Raw genomic sequence first — 20,368 nt, 5'->3', positions numbered from 1 at the left:
AATGCGCGTTAGCGCAGTCTATCGAAAAATTGACAGCGCATTACACCACAATATCTATCAATGTTGAATAATTATTACTAGCTACAGTGCATTAATACGTCCGCTGATGTAGGCGTAGATCAATTCACTGATGCTTTGGCCTGTTTCACGGTACCCCGCCGCAGCGCCAGCAACATGGCAGCTAGGCGCGGCTTCAGCTAGATGCAGGTACGCAGTTGGGCAATGTTTAGCGACATAGCTAACATAGAACAGGGCATCGAGTAGGGGGACTCCAGCCGCTGTAGAGGCGCTGCTTGGCATATTGGTTATGGCGTCGAGATCGAGCTCTATAGCGACGGGGAGTTGGGTATTGTTTAAAGCATCGGAGATGTTTTTTACTGCAGTCTCGACACTGAGCTCTCGTCGAACCCAAATTTGCTGCAAGCTATGCCAGTGGCCGCCGAACACTTTTAGCTGTTCTAATGTCGCTTCGCTATTTTTAAGTTCGTGTAAACCCAGAACATGATAGTAGCCTAGTGCACCAGAGGCGGCGGCATAACTAAAACCGTTACCACTATGGCGACCTTCCTTCGGTCTAAAATCGGAGTGAGGGTCGAGGTTGACTGCGGCAATGGGGCGCTTAAGCCCAGCTTTTGCAGCCATCAGTAAACCGTAAGCGTTATTGTGGCCACCACCGATGACGATAGGCTCAAGCCCTGCACTAAATACTGCGGTGAGTAGTTCTATCACTCGCAGATCTAATTGCTCGACCTTGTTTCTTAATGACTCTGGGCTCGCATTAGCGGGAAGCTGCAGGTCTTGGGTATCGACTTGTCCCAGCACTAGGCATTGCTCGCCGCTTAAGAAACGGTTCGATTGCAAGTTGAGAAACTGTGCCATCGCGCTATCGAAAGCGTCATCGGCGCCGCCACGGCCTAAGTTAGCGCGAGGACCTATATCTTCGCCTATCCCTATGATCACAAAGCGAGCACCATTGGCTTTTGCGTGAGCTAAATTCGCGCTTAGGTTCAGCGACGCGTCTGCTAGCTGAACGACTTGTCCAAGCTTGACCTCGCCCTCTCGGGTATTGACTAGGCTTGATAGCTTAGCGGTGTTGAAGAGGCTTAAATACTGCATCTTGTTATTCTTATTGTGAGCTTATCATTTAGCCTCTAGTTTAAGCGCTTAAATTTTGGCTGCAAGCCCAGCTTGTTTAGGATATAAAAAAGCCAGTCACTTAGGACTGGCTCTTATTCAGTTGTTCTGGCAAGGGCTGCTAGTCAATGTCTAGCGGCTCTGGTGACAAAATGATGCCTGTGTTATCAGCATAGACGTGATCGCCTGGTAAGAAAGTTACACCACCAAAGTTTACAGGGATCTCTAGTTCACCAATGGCATTACTATCGGCGCCGACTGGAATCGAGGCTAATGCTTGGATACCGATATCTAGATCTTCTAATGCATCGACATCGCGTACTGAACCGTAAATGATGATGCCTTCCCAGTTATTCGCAACAGCAGCTTCTGCAATGGTAGAGTCAAGTAGTGCACGGCGCAGTGAGCCACCGCCATCGACGAGTAGTACTTTCCCCTCTCCATCTTCTTGAAGTGCATCAATGATAAGACCATTGTCTTCAAAGCACTTGACGGTGCTTATAGAACCACCGAAAGAGTTACAACCACCATAATTGCTGAACATGGGTTCGACAACATCAACGACATCGATATAAGTGTCACAAAGTTCTGAGGTGTTGTATTCCATAAGAACACTCCTGATAGATAGAGATGCTCAGAAGTCCGAGCAAACAAGTAGTTGCACTCAGTATATAAGGGATTCTTAAAAAGAAAAGTGTTATCAATCACGCAATTGTCTATAAAGACGGCGGTTGCATTGATTGTGGTAATATTTCTTCTTGCTGGTTAAAAAAACATCCAAAATATGATTCAGGTCATTATATGACGTTTTTTTATTACAGTTGGTCATCTTTTTTGTTAGCATGTCATCAGATAATTTAACTTAAACTCAAATTTTGAGCCGCTTTAGGGGCACGGATCCCCCGATTAGCATAGGGAAGGCATAGGGCCTAATAGAAGGTGCCTTATGGAAGCTGTTAATACTATTGAAATCATCGGTTATTCTGCATCAGTGATGGTTGCGATTTCGCTTATGATGAAAGACATTATCTGGCTAAGATGTCTAAACTTTACCGGTTGTGCATTGTTTGTCATTTATGGTGCATCTATTGAAGCTTGGCCTGTTGCCGGGATGAATGCGTTTGTTGCCTGCATCAACGTCTATCATTTGCTTAAGCTATATCGTAACCGCAACAACCCACAATTCGCCTCAGAATAATATCTGTGGAACTCCAGCCTGATCTTCCATCATTCAGGCTGGATACACCTCCTCGTCATCCCAGCTGAGCTATTTTTACACTTCGAGAATTTCTGACGCATCATCACTCTGATGTCATAAAACTTTAGATAAGTTGTCACTTGTGTGTCATGGAGCTTCCATAGCCTTACAGTCATAGTAACTGGGAGGTTGCGATGGCTTCGATAAATTCGTTTGATCAGAACTTATATCGCTTAGTTGTGCGCAAGGGGCGAGAACATGGCCTCGAGAAGTTGGCTCTTTCTGTGTCAGCTTCGGGTAATGGTTCGCTATATCTGTATCTTGCAGTGCTGTTTTTAATATTTGATGACAAAGGCGAATCGCTGCTTTATTCCATGCTTGCAGGGTTCATTGTTGAGCTGCCTCTCTACCTGTTACTAAAGAATATTATTCGCCGTCCACGTCCCTGTCATGCGTTAGCCGATGGCGTGGCGAGTTTTGAGCCTGCGGATAAATTCAGTCTACCTTCTGGTCATACAGCCGCTGCCTTTGTGATGGCGACCAGTATCTATCTCATCTACCCAGCACTAATTTATGTTGCCGTCACTTGGGCATTTGCTATCGGTATTTCTCGGGTGGTGTTAGGTGTGCATTACCCAATGGATATTTTCGCAGGTGCTGTACTTGGAGTGACAGCGGTTATTGTCGGTCAGCAAATTATTTAGGAGGTCAGCTTGCGAATTCTTTATGGGGTTCAAGGTACGGGAAATGGCCATCTCAGTCGCGCAAGAGTGATGGCTAAAGCACTACAACGTCAGGGCGTCGATGTTGATTTTTTCTTTTCTGGCCGTTCACCTGAGCAGTTTTTTGATATGCAGTGTTTTGGTCAATATCGGGTGCAATCTGGGTTAACTTTTGCCACTGAAAACGGTCGCGTAAGTGTGGCAAAAACTGCAAAAGATAATGCTTGGTTAGGCTTCATCAAGGATGTTAAGCGCTTAGATTTAAGCGGCTACGATCTGTTGTTAAATGATTTTGAACCGGTATCGGCTTGGGCTGCTAAAAACCAAGGGCTTCCATCCATCGGTATCAGTCATCAAGCCGCATTGAAATATGCCGTGCCTAAGGTCGGTGATAACTGGTTGAGTGACTTCATGTTAAGCTATTTTGCCCCCGTGGATATTACGCTTGGCTGTCATTGGCATCACTTTGGCTTTCCGATTTTACCGCCTTTTGTTGAGGTCGATAAAGTTGAACAACAAATACCCCATCAGATCCTAGTTTATCTCCCATTTGAGTCGGCAGATGAAATTGTTGAGTTTTTAGCCCCCTTCGCTAATTACACCTTCTTGGTTTATCACGCATGTAAACCTTCCGCAGTGCTACCTGAACATATTCGCTGGCATGGATTCGATAGAGTGGGGTTTAAGAGGGAGATGGCGAGCTGTGGTGGAGTCATTGGTAATGCGGGGTTCGAGTTATCTAGTGAGGCGCTAACATTGGGTAAAAAATTGCTCATTAAACCCTTACTTGGACAGTTTGAGCAGCTATCAAATGTGGCTGCACTAGAATTGCTTGGAGCCGCCGAGTGCATGAGAATGAGTTTAGATCCCCAAGCATTACGACGCTGGTTAAAAGCGCCTATGCCCGAGGCTATTCATTATCCAGAGGTGGGAGATGCATTGGTGTCTTGGTTACTTCAAGGGGATTGGAGTCGGCCAGAGGGCTTATGCCAATCTCTTTGGCAAGAGGTGCGCTTACCGGCGAGTTGGCAGAAAAAAAGCCCTTAGAAGAGGGAAAGGGTAAATGGAAAGCCGAGCCTCACTCGCTCTTTAGAATTAAGCTGACTAAAGGCGTATAATTAATTTATCTATATCGATTTTAGTTAATTCAATACCAGTATGCAGTTAAAACCACTCGCAAAAGGACGCTTTCACTCATTATGGCAGCAAGAGCATGATGCTATTGAGCAGATCATGCGAGAGTGCATCACCGAGACCAAGACTGTCTCGGCGCAGCATAAGTTGATGCGGCAAGGGCAGCAGGTGAATGCGCTGATTTTAGTGCATCATGGTCGTATTTCCATGGGATATACGGCGAGAAATGGTCGCAGCTTTCAATTGGGAACAATGACCTGTGACTCACAATTATTTGGTGAGATGGAGTTCTTTACCGATTATTTGTGCCAGCTCGATATCATTGCCGAAGAGCCGTTGGATATCTCCATTATCAATGGCGAAAAATTGCAGCAAGCATTGGTTAAGACGCCGAAGTTTGCGCTGTTTTTTGCTAGTGCCATAGCGATAGACTACCAAGATACGGTAGATATATTTACCCGTCGAATGTTGTATCCCATCGCATATAACATTGCCTACGATCTTTATCATCAGTATTTAAATGACCAGCCAGTAGAAGGCTTCACTAAGTGCTATTTGGAGGCTGAGCGTTTCGCGACGACCGATAGGGTTTATCGCCGCGCGGTAAAAAAACTCGAAGACCTTAATCTGATTAAGCGAGAAAGAGAGGGGCTGGTTATTTGTGATATTGAGGGATTAAAAGCCTTTATCGAATAGCTCCAACCCCATACTCAGGCTTGGAGCTATTCCATCATTACAGCGGGTTATTAAGCAGCCTGTAATGTTTGCACCAGTTTTTGGCGATTAGATAACAACAGCATCAGGATGATTAACCCATAGAGCACAGGAATAGCATACATCACAGTTTGTAGGCCGATGATGCTTTCAAACAGTGAGCTGATTGCCGGGCTAAACATCGCGCCAGCACTACCACTGATCAAGATATAAGACACATTACGGCTACTGGCATTTTTCACAAATGATACACCGTAAGCGATAAAGGCGTTATAAAGCGCGGCGCAGGCAAAGCCATAACCATAGGTTAAGTAGCCGATCCAGCTTAGGTTTTCAGTGGTAACAATAAGCGTGGTGATGGCGAAAGCCAGAGAAATCACCCCCATCAGGAAGTGCTGGATTTTAACTCGGGTAACAATCGCTGTAGAAACGAGTGCGCCGACTAGTGCCGCAGACCAGTATTGAGTGATGATGTTACCCGCATCTTCAAATGGAATGTCGAACTTAGTCTTAACGAACATGGGAGCCCAAGTCAGGAAAGTGTACAGGGCTAGCATGCCTAAAAATAGACCTAAGCCACCGCTGATGATGCCAAAATTCCACTCTGACTTTTCGTTAGCCTGCTCACTCTCGCCTCTGGCTTCACAGAGCTCGAAGTTGGTAGCGAGTGCAATTGCTGCCGTTGCGAGGGCAACAATACCGACAGCTAGATAGCTATAGCTCCAAGAAAGTGCATTACTGAGGGCATAGGTGGTGATCAACGGAAATACCACGCCAGCCACATTAAAGGTCGCATCTTGAACCACTAACATGGTGCTTTGAATTTTGTCTTTCCACACCGAAACCACAATGGTACCCGCGATGCAAAGACCGATGCCACCACACAGACCAATTACCGTCATAGCAATCATGACGATACTTAGCGAGCTGGTGAAATGCAGCGCAGCGGCGCTTAGTGCAATACTGATGTAGCTCAATAGGGTAATGCGTTTGACGCCAATTCTTTCAATTAAGAAGAAAGCGGCAATGGTACCGGCGAGGGCACCGCCATTGAGCAATGAGAATATAGAGGCCACTTCATTGACGTTTGCTGAGAACTTTTCGCTGATAGGTTCAATGAGCATACCGAACTGGGTTGCAAAGCCTGCCATTACAAAGTTGGCGAGGAAGCTGAGCAAGGTTAAGGATATTTTGTTTTTCATCATCTGTTCCTAATTTTGCCGTATCACGCGCTAAAACTAATCACTAAAATAAAAAGCAAGCCGCTGGAAGCTAGGCTTCGAGCGGCTTATTTAGTCTTACTGACAGGCAGTTTCTAATGCCAGCTCAATCATCTGATTAAAGGTTAGCTGACGCGCCTCTGCACTGGTCTCTTCGCCAGTTAAGCAATGATCCGATACCGTAAGGATTGCGAGCGATTCGAAGCCCTTGTGGTGAGCGAGACCGTATAGGCCAGCCACTTCCATATCCACGCCTAACACGCCAAAACGCTCAAGTGCTGGGATCATATCTTCGTCTGGGTCGTAATACATATCACCGCTAAACACGTTACCGACTTTTACGTTGATCTGCTTCTGCTGTGCAATCATGTAAGCTTTATGCAGTAGGTCGAAAGTGGCTGATGTTGCCATTTGGTAGCCGCTGCTGCGCTTAGCATTGGTGGGAGAGTCTGTGCCTGCCGCCTGAGCTAGGATCACATCGTTAATTTTTACGTCATGCTGAGTGGCACCTAGGCTGCCGACACGTATGATGCGCTTTACACCAAAGTCAGCTACAAGCTCGTGGGCGTATAAAACCATAGAAGGAATACCCATGCCATGGCCCATCACCGAGATGCGCTGACCTTTATAGAAGCCGGTATAACCAAGCATATTACGAATGTTGGTGACTTCTACCGCATCTTCTAGGAAGTTTTCAGCGATGTATTTTGCGCGAAGCGGGTCGCCAGGCATGATGATAGTTTCAGCGAAATCGCCTGCTTTGCCATTGATATGTGCAGTCATGAGTAATCCTCTTTTTTAATTACGGCAGATAGTAATTGTCAGAGGGAAATGCAGAGAGGACATAAGTCCGCATTGAGCGATATACGTGCAGTTTTTCTGAGGAGTTCACAAAAGCTAGGTTTTAAAAATCGTGATACTCAGTGAACGGCTGGCTCAGGTTTATCGAGGAAATTGCAAGGCTGTAGCAGGGAAACCGCTAAAATCGCCATGATGGCGGCGATCTTAATTTGTTTGAAGTGAGTTACTTGTGGTACTTCACGGCCATATCGATTAATGGTTCGCGACTGGCTTTTGCTGCGCGTAGGCGGGCAAGATACTTCTCCCACAGATCGACTTGATGAGTCGCGAGATCATGTAGGACTTTCCAAGAAAACAGACCGGTATCATGGCCATCATCGAAGACGATTTTTACCGCATAGTTACCGACAGGTTCAATGGCAGTGATATTAACGTTTTTCTTGTGAGTGACCAGTACCGGGTTGCCATGGCCATGCACTTCTGCTGAGGGCGAATAAACTCGTAGCATTTCGCAGCTCAACTGGTGAACCTCACCGTTATCGAAGGTCATCTCAAGTTGGCGAGATTTACGTTTTAGCTTTAACGCCGAAACATTGGGCGTGTTGTTATCTTGAGTCATCTATTAACCGATATGATTTTAACAAGTATTAGAAACACAATAGCGGTTAAGCACAAAGTTGTCCTTAACCGCTATCACTAATTTAGCCATTATTTGGCAACGAAAGTAAGCAGTGCTTAAAGAATAAAGCGGCTTAAATCTTCGTCTTGTACCAAGTTGTCTAAGTGCGCCTTAACATAGTCGGCATCAATCACAGACACTGAGCCTGATTTGTCAGAAGCCTCATAAGAAAGCTCTTCCATCAAGCGTTCCATTACTGTGTGTAGACGACGAGCACCGATGTTTTCTGTACGCTCGTTTACCTGCCAAGCGGCTTCGGCAATGCTGTCGATACCGTCTTCGGTAAACTCAACCGTCACGCCTTCGGTTGCCATCAAGGCGATATACTGCTCAGTCAGTGATGCATGTGGCTCAGTCAAAATACGCTTAAAATCACCTGCAGATAGAGCATCTAACTCGACGCGGATCGGTAGGCGGCCTTGAAGCTCTGGAATAAGATCCGATGGCTTAGACATCTGGAATGCACCAGAGGCGATAAACAGGATATGGTCAGTCTTAACCATGCCGTGTTTGGTGTTAACCGTACAACCTTCAACTAGAGGCAGTAGATCGCGCTGAACACCTTCACGAGAAACGTCAGGGCCAGAAGACTCACCACGCTTACAGATCTTATCTATCTCATCTAAGAACACGATACCGTGCTGCTCAACTAATTCGATGGCTTGCTCTTTCAAGTCTTCTTGATTAACTAGCTTAGCAGCTTCTTCCTCAATCAATAGCTTATAAGCTTCCTTGATTGGCATTTTACGGCGCTTGCTAGCACCCGGTCCCATGTTTTGGAACATGCTCTGTAGCTGGTTAGTCATCTCTTCCATGCCTGGAGGAGACATGATTTCGATGCCAACTTGTGGTGCCGCGATATCGATTTCAATTTCTTTATCGTCTAGCTGGCCTTCGCGAAGTTTCTTACGGAAAATTTGGCGAGTCGCGCTGTCATCGGCTTTCTCGTTGTCCCAATCTTCTTTAGGTTTAGGTAGCAAAGCATCTAAAATTCGCTCTTCTGCGGCTTCTTCGGCGCGGAATTTACATTTTTTAATCTGCTCTTCACGGGTCAGCTTGATGGCTGAGTCAGTTAGATCGCGAATGATCTGCTCAACCTCTTTACCCACATAGCCCACTTCGGTGAACTTAGTCGCTTCTACCTTGATGAAAGGCGCTTTTGCAAGGCGGGCTAGGCGGCGAGCGATCTCGGTCTTACCCACACCTGTTGGACCAATCATTAGGATGTTCTTTGGGGTCACTTCTTGACGCAAGTCCGCGGCAAGCTGCATACGGCGCCAGCGGTTACGTAGGGCGATAGCGACCGAGCGCTTGGCCTTCTGCTGGCCAATAATATGGCTATCTAGCTCATGAACAATTTCACGTGGTGTCATCTCAGACATAATCTTTCCTCATGCTTTGCAGCATTTTTCGTATAAACGACAGCGTCGCTTAGTACTTTAATTCTTCAATGGTCTTAAATTGGTTGGTGAATACACAGATATCACCAGCAATAGTCAGCGATTTTTCAGCGATCTCAAGGGCACTTAAGTCGGTATTTTCAAGTAGTGCGGTCGCAGCCGACTGGGCAAAGTTGCCACCAGAACCAATAGCGATAAGATCATTTTCAGGCTGAACAACATCACCATTACCTGTGATAATTAGTGAAGATTCAGCATCGGCCACGGCAAGTAGGGCCTCTAGCTTGCGCAGTACTTTATCTGAGCGCCAGTCTTTAGCCATTTCAACGGCGGCACGCATAAGGTGACCTTGGTGCATTTCGAGTTTTGCCTCGAAACGTTCGAATAGGGTGAATGCATCGGCTGTACCGCCAGCAAAGCCCGCTAGTACCTTGTTGTGGTACAAACGACGAACTTTTCTTGCGTTGCCTTTCATAACGGTATTACCGAGAGAAACTTGGCCATCACCAGCGATAACAACTTGGTTATTTCGGCGTACTGATACGATTGTGGTCACAATAAATCCTCTTCTCTAGCCAGAGGCGTTATGCCTTCTGGTTGACGATAATAGAGATATGGGGATGCTGATTTGAATATCAAGGGTTGTATCGTGGCCAGCCATAAAAAAACGCTGCACAGGGCAGCGTTTCGTTTGAGATGCGTTTATTTAACCTTCCCAGAACCAGATCTGACAGCCGTTGGTGCCACCATTTTGTAAGATATGACGCTGTCTTTCGGCATCACGCTTCTTATCGTAAGGTCCTAGTACAACTTTATACCAGATCCCGCTGCTACCTTTGACTTTACGTACCTGGGCTTCTAAGCCTTGGAAAGCGATGATCGCTTTTAGCTCATTGGCCTGAGACTCTTTTCTAAATGAGCCACACTGCATCTGGTAAGGACGCTTAGGTTTGTCAGAGGTGTCAGGAATATCGACTTCAACCTTCTTGTTTTCCAGTTCTTCAAGATAGGTCCACTCCTCTTTAGGTACCGGAGGTAGTGCATCTGGATCTTTCTTTACAGGCTTTTTCTTTGGCTGCTCGACAACAACAGGAGCAGGCGCTGGCTCGTCACTGGAACTTAGAGTCCACAGCAAATAGCCAAAACCGCCTAAGCCTGTAAGCGTGATAAGCAACAGCAGAATAGGGAAACGCTTAGGCGCGCTCCCTTTTGAGCTCTTTTTGCGAGCGCTGTTCTTACCTTTTCGAGCAGGCTTTCGGTTTGCATAATCACGATTTGTCATGGGTTAAAGGTTACATCCGTTCTAACGTTTCAACACCAAGAAGATTCAGGCCTTGCTTCAAGGTCTTAGCGGTTAGCTGAGACAGTAGCAGGCGGCTCTTCTTCAACTCTTCTGTTTCAGCTGCTAGTACAGGGCAAGCTTCGTAGAAGCTAGAGAATGCACCTGCAAGCTCAAATAGGTAACCACAAAGTGCATGAGGCTGACCTTTACCCACCATACGTGCCATGACTTCACCAAACTGGGCCAGCTTAGTACCTAGGTCTTTCTCTTTCTCGTGATCAAGGATGATTGTTGCATCGCTTAAATCAACGTCTTGAGCACGCTTGAAGATCCCCGCTACACGAGTGTAGGCGTAGAGTAGGTAGGGTGCTGTGTTACCTTCAAAGCTCAGCATCTGCTCGAAGCTAAAGATGTAATCGCTTGCGCGGTTCTTAGAAAGATCGGCGTACTTAACAGACGCGATACCCACAACACGGGCAATTTCAGCCAGCTCAGCTTCATCCATATCAGGGTTCTTGCTGCGAACAAGTTCGAGTGCACGGCTATCGGCTTCGTTTAGTAAGTCGATAAGCTTCACCACTCCACCAGAGCGAGTCTTGAATGGACGGCCGTCTTCACCGTTCATGGTACCAAAGCCCATGTGCTCGAAACTCATCTCTTCGCGAACAAAGTTAGCGGTCTTGGCTAGCTTAAACACTTGCTGGAAGTGTAGTGCCTGACGCAGGTCGACGAAGTAAAGTGCACGGTCTGCTTTTAATACGTTTGAGCGATAGCGCATCGCAGCTAAGTCGCTGGTGGCATACAGGTAACCGCCATCGGCCTTTTGGATAATAACCGGTAGAGGCTCGCCTTCTTTGTTTTTAAATTCTTCTTGGAAAACAACTTTTGCGCCGTTGCTCTCTGCAAGTAGACCTTGAGCGTCAAGATCTGCAACCACTTGCTCTAGGTCATCGTTATAAGCACTCTCGCCGCGAACATCTGCACGAGTTAAGCTGACGCCTAGACGCTCATATAGCTCGTGACAATGGCTTAATGAAATATCGTTAAATTCACGCCATAGCTTGTTGCAATACTCGTCGCCAGACTGAAGTTCTACAACTAGCTTACGTGCGCGGGTGGCGAACTCTTCTGACTCATCGAAACGCACTTTAGCGGCACGATAGAAGGTCTCAAGATCCGACAACTCCATCTTGGCTTGCTCGCCATTGGCGGCGCGAAGCTCTTCCATATAGGCAAGTAGCATACCGAACTGGGTACCCCAGTCACCCACATGGTTTTGACGAATAACATTGTGGCCTAGAAACTCAAGGGCACGCACAACGCTGTCACCGATGATAGTTGAACGTAGGTGACCTACGTGCATCTCTTTAGCTAGGTTTGGCGAAGAGTAATCGACAACCACAGTTTGCGGTGCTGGCAATTCGATACCTAATGTGTCGCTGTTAAGTGCAGCCATTAACTGGTTAGCCAGGGCGTTATCATCGATAAAGAAGTTGATAAAGCCAGGACCTGCGATCTCGACTTTCTCAACATGAGCCGAAGTCGGTAGGTTATCGATCAGCAGCTGGGCGATTTCACGCGGATTTTTACCGGCCGCTTTGGTCAGCATCATTGCCAAGTTAGTCGCAAAATCACCGTGGCTCTTATCTTTCGTTCGGTCGACTTGAATGCGAGCTTCAAAATCAGCAGGAACAATACCTTGTTGTTTAAGGGCATTTAAAGATTCAGCGAGTAAAGATTGAGTATGTGATTTCATTGGCGTTTGATCGACACTTACGTAAAGAAAAATAATAAGGAGTAACCGACTATTTTAGCCGCTAGTGGCGGTGAATTACTATCCTCTAGCGAACTTTTTCTGCATTGAAATGGATAAAGTCGATTTAAAGCAGATCCTGCGGGTCTCTATCTATGCTCCAACGACATTTTTTAGCCAGCGGCAGTTGCTCAATTTGCGGTAGCGCTCGTTCAAACTCCTGCTGCAGTCGATTACGGTTTTTAGTCTGGAATAACAGTTGGCGACGATACTTTCCGGCTTTCCTGTCGAGTGGTGCAGGCATGGGGCCAATTACCTCACACTCTTCATCTTGCGGTAACAAGGCGCCTATCTGGCTCAATAGGTTATCGGCATCGATAGCTTGATGGGCCTCGGCACGAATTAACACCATGTGCCAGGCTGGTGGCAGTAGGGCTTGAGTCCGTTCAAATAGCTGATTACGGGCAAACTCTCCATAACCTTTGTGCATCAGCTCGCGCAGCATGGCGTTATCGCTTTGATGGGTCTGCAGCAATACTGTACCGGGCTTAGTGGCGCGGCCAGCACGACCGGATACCTGAGTATAGAGCTGGCCAAAACGCTCTGGTGCTCTAAAGTCGGCGCTAAATAGCGCGCCATCGACATCTAACAGCCCGACTAGGGTGACATCGGGGAAATGGTGCCCCTTGGCGAGCATCTGGGTGCCGACAAGAATTTTATACTCGCCTTTATGAATGGCGTTGAGGTGCTCTTCGAGAGAGCCCTTATTGCGGGTGGTATCTCTGTCGATACGCACCACTGGATGGTTGGGAAACTCTTTTTCTAAAAATGAGGCTAGCTGTTCGGTGCCTACGCCTTGGCCCGCAAGCATGGTGCTGCCGCAGCTATGGCACTGTCTCGGGATGGCATATTGATTACTGCAGTGGTGGCAGCGAATTTCGCCGAGAGCCTGATGCACGGTGAAGAAGGCATCGCAGCGATCGCACTCGTGTAGATGGCCACATTCGTGGCAGATGAGTGCTGGGGCAAAGCCACGGCGGTTCAAAAATAGGATAACCTGGTTACCTGCATCGAGATGGATACGCATCTCATTTAATAGCGCGTGAGACATCCCTGAACGCAGCGGCTGATTGCGAATATCGACGATGCCCTGACGCACTTTTTCGGCCGCACCGGCGCGTTTGGCGAGATGCAGGTGTTGATAACGACCATTTAAGGCGTTTTGTAGTGTCTCTAGTGATGGCGTTGCCGTGCCTAAAATTACCGGGATCTGCTCTAGGTGACCGCGCATCACCGCTAAGTCGCGGGCGTGATAGCCAACCCCTTCTTGCTGCTTAAAACTGGCGTCGTGCTCTTCATCTAAGATTATCACCCCGGGGTAAGCCATAGGGGTAAATAGTGCCGAGCGGGTACCGATAATAATTGCCGCCTCGCCAGATTTGGCTTGGCGCCAAGCATCAAGCCTCTGGTTATCGGTGAGCCCTGAATGGATCACCGCTACCTTGACGTTGAACCTGCGTCTAAATCGGTTAATCGTTTGTGGCGTAAGGCCAATTTCGGGAACGAGTACTAAGGCCTGCTTTCCTTGCCTGAGCACGGTTTCGAGCATGGCAAGATAGACTTCGGTCTTTCCCGAACCCGTAACACCTTCAAGCAGGGTACAGTGGTAACCGGATTGCTGGGTTAGGGTTGCTACGGCAATGGCTTGCTCTGGGTTGAGCCTGTGGGGCTCTTCGGTCATTTCAAGCTCTGTACGCCAGCTAAGGTCGATGGCTAAGGTGCGAGTTTTTTTCTCAATCCAGCCTTTGTCATCTAACGCTTTTACCGCCGCCTTACTTAGTTCTAGATTGGTTATTTCATTTAGGTCTAGATCGCGCTCTAACAAGGTGTGCAGCAACTTACGTTGCGCTGGTGCGCGGTTGAGCTGGTTGATATCAGCCTCTTTGCCTGCATCGGTTAACGTCCAATAGCTGATACTCGACTCTTTGACCTCGGCACCTTTTCGCAGCGCCACAGGAATGGCTTGCGACAGCATTTGCCCTAGGCTGCAAAAGTAATATCTTGCGGCCCAAGCGGTTAATTTATAGAGTGATTCAGGTAGAAGAGGTTCATTATCTAGAATCGCAACGATCGGCTTTATCTGCTTTGGTGTGAGCGTACAGCTATCACTAACGGCAGTGATGAGTCCTATGAGTTGTTGGCGACCAAAGGGCACTTGTACACGCATCCCCTTTTCAGGCGTGATGGTAATGTGCTCAGGCACTTGGTAGCTAAAGTTTTGCCGCATTGGAACGGGAAGTGCGACCTCAACAAACAAAGGCATAGGTTTACTGTTTCGAAAGGGTATTGGCTTTAAGTGTACCGAGGCTATTTACTGAGAGCTAGCGAGAATTGATTTTATTCGTCTCATGCAAGGTAGTTGCGATTGAGGGAGACAGAGATTTGGTGGCGGGTATACTCTATTTTATAAACCACGGTTTTTAAGATAAAAGTAACAAAATAGATGGTTAAGGAAACACGTTAATGAAGAGAGTCATATTGGCGCTAGCTGGATTGATGATGTTAACAACGGCCCATGCGCAGGTGTCCCACGTCAGTATTAACGAGCGACAGTTTGAGTTTGGCCAACATCCGAATTTAAAGGTCAATATCGTTTCATCTCACAATAATCTGAAAAAGGTGCAGTTCTCTATTCTTCAGAGCAGTGGCGAAGAGCGTCTAATTGCGAAGCCTTTGACTAATTTTATGGTGCTGGTGACAGGAATCGATGATGTGGTCGATAAAAATGCCGTATTAGTCGTAAAAGAGTATCGGGTTAATCGCTGGCACCAAGTTAAGGTGTTGAACCTGTTTAAGGCAAATCGAGCGTCTGCTGAAATGGATGCTTATGAAACTGCGAGTCACTTACTGGCGACGACAGGGAGAGGCTCGAACGAATCATTGAGTGCGAGCAAAGGTGGTATTCGGGTCAGTGGTGCCGATGTTTTGGTGAGCCGTCTAGACGATTGCCAGATTGAATTTGATGGTAAAGAGACGCTTTGGCGGGTGGCTAATCGTCAAGCAAAACGGTGGGGAATTAGCCCCTATGGAGCGATGCTCGCCATTTTTGAGGCGAACCCTAAGGAGTTTAATCGGCAGAGTATTCATGGCCTGAAGTCAGAGGCTAAATTGGAATGCCCGTCGATGACCACACTGGAGAAGTATGCCGATGCCAAGGCTGCAGAGAAACAGTTTGATGCGATGAAATAGTGATTTAATACCTTAGTGCAGAGCACTGTCATAGTGGCTTTTTACTGTGGTCGGGTATAATTCATTAAACAGCTAAAGTGGTGCTTGAATCTACAATATAGATCCTGTAGTATTCGCCGCCTAAATAATTTTATTAACTGCATGTGGTGTCCGACTTCGGGTTGGAAGAGCGACATGGCCTTTTACTGAGGTAATTCCAATGAAACCAGGCATTCATCCTGATTATGCAGAAATCACTGCAACTTGTACTTGTGGTAACGTTATCAAGATTAACTCTACTGTAGGTAAAGATTTACACCTAGACGTATGTGGTTCATGTCACCCATTCTACACTGGTACCCAGAAAGTTATGGATACTGGCGGACGTATCGACAAGTTCAACAAGCGCTTTGGTGCACTTGGCAAGAAGTAATTACTTCTGCAATGAATTTAAAAAAGGCGCCTTATGGCGCCTTTTTGCTATCTTGAGTTTACCGTCAGCATCTGTGGCCGCCAGTTAAGGGGTACTTTTCTACCTGTTCACATAGCTATCTGTCATGGCCCCGTGATACTTTTACTCCATGGCGTGTTTCTGCGCTGTGGGTATTAAGGAGAGCCAAGAGATGGGTCTAACAAGAGTATTGGCAGTCCTGCTGTTAGCTTTACAGGTTTTCGCCGCACAAGCGAGTCTGTGTGTGCCGACTCAATTTGATGAAACCGTTACCCTAGATTACGTTAACGATGGCGACACAATCACATTAACCGATGGTAGATTGATCCGTCTTATCGGTATCGATGCCCCAGAGATCGATTTTCAATTTCCTGCGCTTTCGCAGCCCTATGCGACTTCGGCAAAGCAATACCTGTCACAGAGAATTAAACCCGGTCAGACGCTACTATTGGCTTTCGATAAGAGGCGTTTAGACTTTTTTGGGCGCACATTGGCCTATGTTTACACTCAAGATTTACTGCATCTGCAAGAGTTGATGTTAGCTAATGGCTTTGCCAAGGCAAGGGTCTATCAGAATGATTATTTTTGGCAATGTCTAAGTAAGGTTGAGCAAACTGCACGGGAGCATAAGGTTGGACTCTGGAGCCATAAAGCTTATCAAGCCAAGCTGACTAATGCGCTTTCTCGTGATGATAGTAATAAATGGTTAGAGGTCAGAGGAGTTGTTACGGGTTATGAAAGAAAAGGTCAAAATTTTGAGCTAAATATCGATAATAACTTAGTTGTGATGATGTCTCAGCAAGATATTGGTAAGTTTAGTAACATTTTGACCCTTAATCTGCTTGAAAGCCCAGTAATTGTTCGAGGTAAGTTGTACTTTTCTTACGGTAAATATCGCCTAAATGCGACACATCCCTCCCAGATAACCTTAGAAAATACACCCTAGGAATAATATATAGCGATAAAGTTAAAAAATGAGAAGAACTTATTTGAAATGACCTGAGATTCAAGTATCTTAGCGGCTATCAGCTAACTGTTTTTTGCTCAAATAAGATGCTTTAAAAAAGCACTATTATCGAGCCGTAAAATGAACCTTTAGTTGTCGACCTTTCGCTCAGGATATTATTAGTCGCACTCAGGATTAGAAAAATGGCAGATCTTCGTCAACAAGCCCTTGATTATCACGAATTCCCAGTACCAGGCAAAACAGCTGTTTGCCTAACCAAACCCGCAGCAACTAGCATGGATCTCGCGCTAGCCTATAGCCCAGGCGTTGCAGAACCTGTACGTGAAATTGCGGCTAATCCCGACAACGCATACCGCTTTACCGGTAAAGGTAATACGGTTGCAGTGATCTCTAATGGTACGGCTATTTTGGGCTTAGGTAACTTAGGTCCATTGGCCTCTAAGCCAGTTATGGAAGGTAAGGCGTTACTTTTCAAGCACTTTGCGAATATCGATGCAACGGATATCGAAGTTAAGCACAGAACATCTGAAGAGTTTATTAATACGGTTGAAGCGATCGCAGATACCTTTGGTGGTATTAACCTTGAAGATATCAAGGCGCCTGAATGTTTTGAGATTGAAAAAGCGCTAATCGAGCGTTGTAATGTACCGGTATTCCACGATGATCAGCATGGTACCGCAATTGTTACTGCAGCAGGCATGATTAATGCGCTGGAAATCCAGGGCAAGTCTATCGAAGAGGCTGTATTTGTTTGTATGGGCGCTGGTGCGGCTGCGATCGCTTGTATGACGATGATCGTTAACTGTGGTGCGCAGCGCGAAAATGTCTACATGTTAGATAGAAAAGGCGTTATTCATACTCGTCGTGACGACATTAATGAATATAAAGCGTTATTTGCTAACAACACCGATAAGCGTACGCTACAGGACGTGATTAAAGGTGCTGACGTATTCCTAGGCCTTTCGGGCCCAGATGTACTTGCGGCGGAAGATGTTGCGCTGATGGCCGACAAGCCTGTTATCTTTGCTTGTTCTAACCCTGATCCAGAGATCAAGCCTGAGTTAGCACACGATGTTCGTAAGGATCTGATCATGGGGACGGGTCGTAGCGACTACCCTAACCAAGTTAACAATGTTCTTTGCTTCCCATTCATCTTCCGTGGTGCGCTAGATGTGCGTGCTTCTAAGATTAATGATGAGATGAAGATTGCAGCTGTGCATGCCATCGCGGCATTAGCAAAAGAGCCTGTGCCAGCCTCAGTGCTAGCGGCATATCCAAATGTAGACTCACTTGAGTTTGGTCCAGACTATGTGATCCCTAAACCAATCGATGCTCGTCTGCTACCCAATGTGGCCAAAGCGGTTGCGATTGCGGCGATTGAATCTGGCGTAGCGACAATTAAAGAGCTACCAGAAGGTTACATGGAGTCTTAATTCTTTCGTGCTACGGCATAAAAAAAGGGCCCTTAGGCCCTTTTTTGTTGCCGAGCGTTTTTCGATTACTGTATAACTGAATGTTATTAAGCTAAGGCGGGCTTTTTCATTATTTTCTAGGGTGCGATGAAGAGTATGATGATTTAGGCGCAATAAAAAGATCCTGCAGGAAGCGGACTGATGAAATTGACTCGAATTCTAACTAAAAAACTGACTAGCTTTTGGCTTATGTCATTGGCTGGTGTCGCATTTATCTGTTTTTTGACTGCGATGGTTAGCTTTATTCAGTTAACATATTCCTTTCAACAGCATAAGGTCAGCGAATTAGAAAGCCTTATCGAACAGCAGTTTACTAAAAATGTGTCACAACTAGGGCGCGATGAAGTGGAGCAGTGGTTACCGCCTTTGCTGCGAGCCTATCAAGCCAGTAATTTCTCTTTATCCCAAAATAATCAATCAATTTTTGAATACCAGTCATCGACACCGAATGAGCACGGCGTGAGCTATAAGAGTGCACTTGCTGATGGTCAGTTAATGATGACACTCACCATGCCTCAGCCATTTAGTAAAGCCGATGTGAGTTGGGGCGAACTCTTGGTGATCATTATTGGCTGCTTCACCGTCTTTTTATTTGTGCGTTTTGGCTTTCGTTGGTTTTCGGTTCAACTTATTGGTATTGAAGATCTTGCACTGCGTTCTAGCCTGATCCTATCGGGAAAACACGATAAGGCACTCGCTGAAAAGGGCGATGGCAAACCTCGATTGATAAATCGAGCGCTTACCCACCTGCTATTAGAGTTAGATGATGCCCACAAAGAGCGTGCTCGCTTCGATCAGTTTATTCGCTCGAATACATTTCTAGATGCGAGTACCGGCATTGGTAATCGACTATTTCTGAAAAACCGTCTCGATGCGCTCAGTAATCAGAGGGGGATGATGACGCCTGGGGTGCTGTACCTACTAGAGATGGAAGATTTAGATTTGTTAAGCAAAGAGCTTAATGAATATGAGATGGATGAATTACTGTCGCAACTGATCGGTACCATTAATCAAATTTTAGCCGATAAGGCCAATAGCATTTTTTCGAGGCGTTCAAACAATCAATTTGCCGTTGTTGTACCACAGATTTCGCAGCTAGAAGCAGATCAGCTGGCGGCTAAGTTATTACGCTTAAGCATGAATCAGCTCAGTACCAGAGTTCACCTTCCCGATGACTTTATCCATATTGGCGGAGCATACTTTAAGGTCGGTGATGATAAAGATGCACTGGTCGAAGAGGCTGAATTAGCACTGCGCTCGGCACAATTTCAGGGGAGCAGTAGCTGGTTTATGTACGATAAAGGTGCGGTCGATGGCGAGCTATCAAAGGGCTCGGTACGCTGGCGTAGCTTTCTGGAAAATGTCTTGGTGAGTAAGAGGATCTTTCTCTTTTCTCAGCCCGTTGTCGACAGCGACTCCCATGCTCATCATCAAGAGGTGACCTGTAGACTACGTGACACTCAGGGGAATCTCGTCAGAGCCACACTATTTTTACCTATGGCGATAAAGTGTGGCCTAACGCCTCAGATAGAGCGACAAGTGATAGAGATGGTGATGTTCGATCTCTTGCCTAAGCATAAAGATAATAGCCTTAAGTTCAGTATTAATTTGAGCTTAGATACCTTGGTTAGCCGCGCATTTGTGCGCTGGCTGAAAACAACTCTACTCGAATACCGCCATCTAGCGCCACGGCTTATCTTCGAAGTAAATGAAGATATTTTAGTTAATCATCAAGCACAACTAGCAGAGCCATTGGACATGATTCAGAAAATGGGGGCAGCAATCTGTGTCGATGGTGTAGGCCAGCAGGTAGTGAGCACTGAATATATCCATCACTATCCCATCTCCTTGATCAAACTGCATCGTTCGATTGTTAACCACATCCATCTGCGTGCAGAGAATCAGCTATTTGTGCGTAGCTTGATGGGGGGCTTGTACCGTACAGGGGTGCAAGTGTGTGCTGAAGGTGTTGAAGTCTTTGAAGAGTGGCAGACCTTGCAGATTTTGGGAGTCAGTGCTGGTCAGGGGAGCTTCTTTAGCGAGCCGATCGAAGAGGTATAGTTTGTTTCATCTTTGTAGGCGTTTGTTGCACATTATTCCTAAATTGGGGTTTTATCTATAAAAATCAAGGATAACTCGCTACACTAGTGGCATAATAAGTGGCCTTGCGCTAATTAGCCAAGGTTTAACAGTATTTCATATATAAACTGATG

General features: G+C 46.4%; 19 protein-coding genes. 9 read left to right on the top strand and 10 right to left on the bottom strand.

The features are described 5' to 3' along the window. Positions 1-81 precede the first annotated feature (81 nt). Positions 82-1,116 (bottom strand): formimidoylglutamase, encoded by a 1,035-nt coding sequence (locus L1D44_RS10720; RefSeq protein ID WP_239890513.1) that lies wholly within the window; start codon positions 1,114-1,116, stop codon positions 82-84. Between the two features lie 139 nt (positions 1,117-1,255). Then, on the bottom strand, positions 1,256-1,741 hold the full coding sequence (gene rraA / locus L1D44_RS10715) for a ribonuclease E activity regulator RraA (RefSeq protein ID WP_239890511.1): 486 nt from the start codon (positions 1,739-1,741) through the stop codon (positions 1,256-1,258). A gap of 339 nt (positions 1,742-2,080) precedes the next feature. On the opposite strand from rraA, the gene L1D44_RS10710 reads away from it, so the two are divergent. The 4 genes from L1D44_RS10710 (at position 2,081) to L1D44_RS10695 (ending at position 4,884) form a co-directional block, all read left to right on the top strand. Further along, the gene (locus tag L1D44_RS10710; protein ID WP_239890509.1) at positions 2,081-2,332 is read left to right on the top strand and encodes a uroporphyrinogen decarboxylase; all 252 of its coding nucleotides are present in this window, start codon (positions 2,081-2,083) and stop codon (positions 2,330-2,332) included. 194 nt (positions 2,333-2,526) lie between these two features. Continuing rightward, positions 2,527-3,036 carry a phosphatase PAP2 family protein gene (locus tag L1D44_RS10705; protein ID WP_239890507.1) on the top strand — a complete coding sequence of 170 codons (510 nt, stop codon included), beginning with the start codon at positions 2,527-2,529 and terminating at the stop codon, positions 3,034-3,036. A 9-nt stretch (positions 3,037-3,045) separates the two neighbouring features. Then, positions 3,046-4,101 carry an MJ1255/VC2487 family glycosyltransferase gene (locus L1D44_RS10700; protein ID WP_239890505.1) on the top strand — a complete coding sequence of 352 codons (1,056 nt, stop codon included), beginning with the start codon at positions 3,046-3,048 and terminating at the stop codon, positions 4,099-4,101. Positions 4,102-4,212: 111 nt separating this feature from the next. Further along, the gene (locus L1D44_RS10695; RefSeq protein WP_239890503.1) at positions 4,213-4,884 is read left to right on the top strand and encodes a Crp/Fnr family transcriptional regulator; all 672 of its coding nucleotides are present in this window, start codon (positions 4,213-4,215) and stop codon (positions 4,882-4,884) included. 50 nt (positions 4,885-4,934) lie between these two features. Here the strand turns inward: L1D44_RS10695 and tsgA are convergent, their stop codons facing one another. The 8 genes from tsgA to priA all read right to left on the bottom strand — a co-directional run bounded on the left by tsgA (position 4,935) and on the right by priA (position 14,360). Next, complete coding sequence (gene tsgA, locus L1D44_RS10690) at positions 4,935-6,104, bottom strand: MFS transporter TsgA (protein WP_239890526.1); 1,170 nt, start codon at positions 6,102-6,104, stop codon at positions 4,935-4,937. Positions 6,105-6,200: 96 nt separating this feature from the next. Next, positions 6,201-6,905 (bottom strand): purine-nucleoside phosphorylase, encoded by a 705-nt coding sequence (gene deoD, locus L1D44_RS10685; protein WP_220767020.1) that lies wholly within the window; start codon positions 6,903-6,905, stop codon positions 6,201-6,203. Between the two features lie 241 nt (positions 6,906-7,146). Then, entirely contained in the window at positions 7,147-7,542 is a 396-nt protein-coding gene (locus L1D44_RS10680; protein WP_220767021.1) for a DUF971 domain-containing protein, read from the bottom strand. 116 nt (positions 7,543-7,658) lie between these two features. Next, positions 7,659-8,984, bottom strand: coding sequence for an ATP-dependent protease ATPase subunit HslU (hslU, locus tag L1D44_RS10675; protein WP_239890501.1), 1,326 nt, complete (start codon positions 8,982-8,984; stop codon positions 7,659-7,661). Positions 8,985-9,033: 49 nt separating this feature from the next. Then, positions 9,034-9,558, bottom strand: a complete 525-nt coding sequence (hslV, locus tag L1D44_RS10670) for an ATP-dependent protease subunit HslV (protein WP_220767023.1) — start codon at positions 9,556-9,558, stop codon at positions 9,034-9,036. Between the two features lie 150 nt (positions 9,559-9,708). Beyond that, positions 9,709-10,284, bottom strand: coding sequence for an SPOR domain-containing protein (locus tag L1D44_RS10665; RefSeq protein WP_239890498.1), 576 nt, complete (start codon positions 10,282-10,284; stop codon positions 9,709-9,711). Positions 10,285-10,294: 10 nt separating this feature from the next. Further along, the gene (gene argS, locus L1D44_RS10660) at positions 10,295-12,040 is read right to left on the bottom strand and encodes an arginine--tRNA ligase (RefSeq protein ID WP_239890497.1); all 1,746 of its coding nucleotides are present in this window, start codon (positions 12,038-12,040) and stop codon (positions 10,295-10,297) included. A 124-nt stretch (positions 12,041-12,164) separates the two neighbouring features. Next, positions 12,165-14,360, bottom strand: a complete 2,196-nt coding sequence (gene priA, locus L1D44_RS10655; RefSeq protein WP_239890495.1) for a primosomal protein N' — start codon at positions 14,358-14,360, stop codon at positions 12,165-12,167. A gap of 200 nt (positions 14,361-14,560) precedes the next feature. On the opposite strand from priA, the gene L1D44_RS10650 reads away from it, so the two are divergent. From L1D44_RS10650 to csrD, 5 genes are all read left to right on the top strand, one after another. Beyond that, complete coding sequence (locus L1D44_RS10650; protein WP_239890493.1) at positions 14,561-15,286, top strand: FimV/HubP family polar landmark protein; 726 nt, start codon at positions 14,561-14,563, stop codon at positions 15,284-15,286. Positions 15,287-15,485: 199 nt separating this feature from the next. Next, positions 15,486-15,698 (top strand): 50S ribosomal protein L31, encoded by a 213-nt coding sequence (rpmE, locus tag L1D44_RS10645; protein ID WP_220767028.1) that lies wholly within the window; start codon positions 15,486-15,488, stop codon positions 15,696-15,698. 190 nt (positions 15,699-15,888) lie between these two features. Further along, positions 15,889-16,662: a thermonuclease family protein gene (locus L1D44_RS10640; protein ID WP_239890491.1), complete on the top strand. Its 774-nt coding sequence runs from the start codon at positions 15,889-15,891 to the stop codon at positions 16,660-16,662. Positions 16,663-16,865: 203 nt separating this feature from the next. Then, positions 16,866-18,116 carry a malic enzyme-like NAD(P)-binding protein gene (locus L1D44_RS10635; RefSeq protein ID WP_220767030.1) on the top strand — a complete coding sequence of 417 codons (1,251 nt, stop codon included), beginning with the start codon at positions 16,866-16,868 and terminating at the stop codon, positions 18,114-18,116. Positions 18,117-18,296: 180 nt separating this feature from the next. Beyond that, positions 18,297-20,216, top strand: a complete 1,920-nt coding sequence (gene csrD, locus L1D44_RS10630; RefSeq protein ID WP_239890489.1) for an RNase E specificity factor CsrD — start codon at positions 18,297-18,299, stop codon at positions 20,214-20,216. Positions 20,217-20,368: the final 152 nt, after the last annotated feature.

Source organism: Shewanella sp. Isolate13 (assembly GCF_022398325.1).
Lineage (GTDB): Bacteria > Pseudomonadota > Gammaproteobacteria > Enterobacterales > Shewanellaceae > Shewanella.
Note: the sequence above shows the minus strand (reverse complement) of the source record. Positions and strands in the feature narration are given on the sequence as shown.